This window comes from Frateuria defendens, assembly GCF_001182895.1.
In the GTDB taxonomy this organism is placed as follows: domain Bacteria; phylum Pseudomonadota; class Gammaproteobacteria; order Xanthomonadales; family Rhodanobacteraceae; genus Frateuria_B; species Frateuria_B defendens.
This window is the reverse complement of the sequence record NZ_LFQR01000020.1, coordinates 1-2,233: the sequence shown is the minus strand read 5'-3', so window position 1 is coordinate 2,233 and position 2,233 is coordinate 1. Positions and strand designations below refer to the sequence as shown.

General features: G+C 59.1%; 2 protein-coding genes. Both read left to right on the top strand.

Annotated features, from left to right (window positions below):
• Nucleotides 1–176: 176 nt before the first annotated feature.
• Nucleotides 177–1,586 carry a hypothetical protein gene (locus ACH65_RS03280; protein ID WP_153242458.1) on the top strand — a complete coding sequence of 470 codons (1,410 nt, stop codon included), beginning with the start codon at nucleotides 177–179 and terminating at the stop codon, nucleotides 1,584–1,586.
• A 9-nt stretch (nucleotides 1,587–1,595) separates the two neighbouring features.
• The gene (locus ACH65_RS03275; protein WP_049621151.1) at nucleotides 1,596–2,159 is read left to right on the top strand and encodes a hypothetical protein; all 564 of its coding nucleotides are present in this window, start codon (nucleotides 1,596–1,598) and stop codon (nucleotides 2,157–2,159) included.
• Nucleotides 2,160–2,233: the final 74 nt, after the last annotated feature.

The window sequence follows — 2,233 nt, the reverse complement described above, 5'->3', positions numbered from 1 at the left end:
CGGGATCGGCGAGGAAGCGGCCGAGGCTGGACAGCAGGTGGTGCGGATCAGGGATTTGAGTTCATATTGTCAATGAACTCAATGAGTTACATGCGTCCATAATGCCTGACAAGGCGACTGCGATCAAGCGGTTCTTGGCTTAAGTTGAGAGCATTGGGACATTCCGGGACGGCCAATTGGAACCGATTTACAACAGCGGATATTCCCTTGGCACCTTGCAAACGGATTTCGGCCAGCAGCGAAATGATCGCAACCGGAACCCGGATGGTTTTCTGGCTGCATATGACGAGTGGGCATCGGCGTCGGGACGCGCGGATATGGCGCTGACGCAGGCCGAACGGGATCAGGCAAATCAGTACTTGCGACGCACGGGTAATGAAATCCGAGGCAATCCGCGGGCTACGGCTGACAACGGGTACGATCTTCCGACTGGTATCAAGAGCCGACTTAACGAATTCCTGCGCTCGGACGCAGGGATCACCTTCGTCCACGATCAGGACGTGCGACAGGTCAATCATCTGCTCCAGGAAGGTGGGCCAGTGCGGCGGCTGGAAAACACCGATCTCTACAGGGATGCAACAGCCGAGGATCAAGTCCGCATGGTCACCGTCATGGCCAAGCTGACCAACCAGGCCGGCGATGAAAGCGGGCGCAGGGTGGTAGAGCGAATAGAGAGTGGCACCATAGATTCGTTGGAAGACATCAAGGCCGCTGTTCCACAACACCTGCAAGGCGACCGCGACAACGCGTTGCGTGGGGCAGAGCTGGTGATTTCGTTGCGTGGTTCCGAAACGGACAATCCCCTCCGTGATGCGTGGCGGGACGTAGTGGCGAACCCGCTGATCAATCCTACGCAACTGGACCAGGACAGGGCGCATCCCAATCTGCAAGCCGAGTATTCGACTGTCAAGAATCTGTTCCTGGTGCCCGCGCAGGGCCGTGCGTTCGTCGAGGCGTTGGATGCCGGCGGCACCCGCGCCCAAGACGTTCGCTTTCAGGGCGCGCCGGCCGGTCACACTGCCGGCCTGTATGTTTCCGGCAATGACTTTGTGCAGTGGAATCGGGATGGTCGCGGCTACGCGAATATCGACGGAGGGTGGCGTGAGATCGAGCGTGATCAGATCACCCGAGCGGATCGCAGCAATGGCGTGGTCGAGTTGAATGTCACACGTGATGGCGTGGCCGTGCCCCTGCTACATATCGACTCGCGGGCGCCAGGTGTGCGACCTCGCCCTGACCTGCCGCAAGATATGCCGAGGCAACCAGGCCACGAAGGCGCTTCCATCCAGGACTTCCAGAATGCTCAATCTGGGATCGATTTGGCCGTGCGCACGCGCGATATGCAGGAGCCAAGATCCTTGCTCGATCGTCTGTACGAAGCCGCGGTCAACAAGGACGACAAGGCAATGGACGCCGCATTGATGGAATACGGTCAAAGCCCTGCAGGGCAGCAGTTTCAGCGCGAAATCGCGGGCGAGGAAAGATTGTGGCTGGCCGAGGTTCATCAGGCCGAGTTGCAAGCCCAGCTTGTCGAGCAGCAACGGATCGAGCAGATGGGACGCAGTGGCCCGGTGATGTCGATGTAACCGAAGTCAATGGATCAGGAAGAAGGGAAGCTGGCCAAGCTTGGGTTCGTGATCAAGCACTACGCGGATCGCAGCGAGGCGGCGGCTGCCAGGATGGAGCAGGGCGCGGCATCGCTGGAGCGCGGCGCCAACGCCATGCTTTCCCAGGGACAGAGCTTGGCCAGCGCAGTGGTCAATGGCGTCAAAGGCCAGGTTGCCAATGACATCAAGCAATCCGTGGACCGTTCCATTGCGCCTGTGCATGAGATGCTCGGCTCTGATGCGAAATCGATCGCTCGATTAGTCCAGGAGCTGCAAGCCGAGCGCAAAGCGATCAAGGCCGAGCGACGCAAATGGACGGTGATCGGGATGGGTGGCTTGGCGATTTGTACGGTCCTGGCCTTCGCCGGCATTGCAGCTTGGGGAGCGTACTGGATGAATAAGACGGCAGGCGCCAGGGCTGAGCTGGCCTGGATTGAGGCTGTCAATAATTCGGATTTCGTACCCTGCGGCGACAAGCGTGTTTGCGCGAATGTGGACATGCAGGCCAAACCCATCCAGGGGAAATACAGGCCAGTCAATCAAAGGGAGTAGCTTCGCCAAAAGCGCGACCTGATTAGCGTCGAACCTCAGTGAGAAAAGTTGCTTGCCAAGCGCAGGATCGGCTC

Coding starts and splice junctions, on each gene's coding strand:
- ACH65_RS03275 (WP_049621151.1), top strand. CDS start 1,596: ATGGATCAGGAAGAAGGGAAGCTGGCCAAGCTTGGGTTCGTGATCAAG.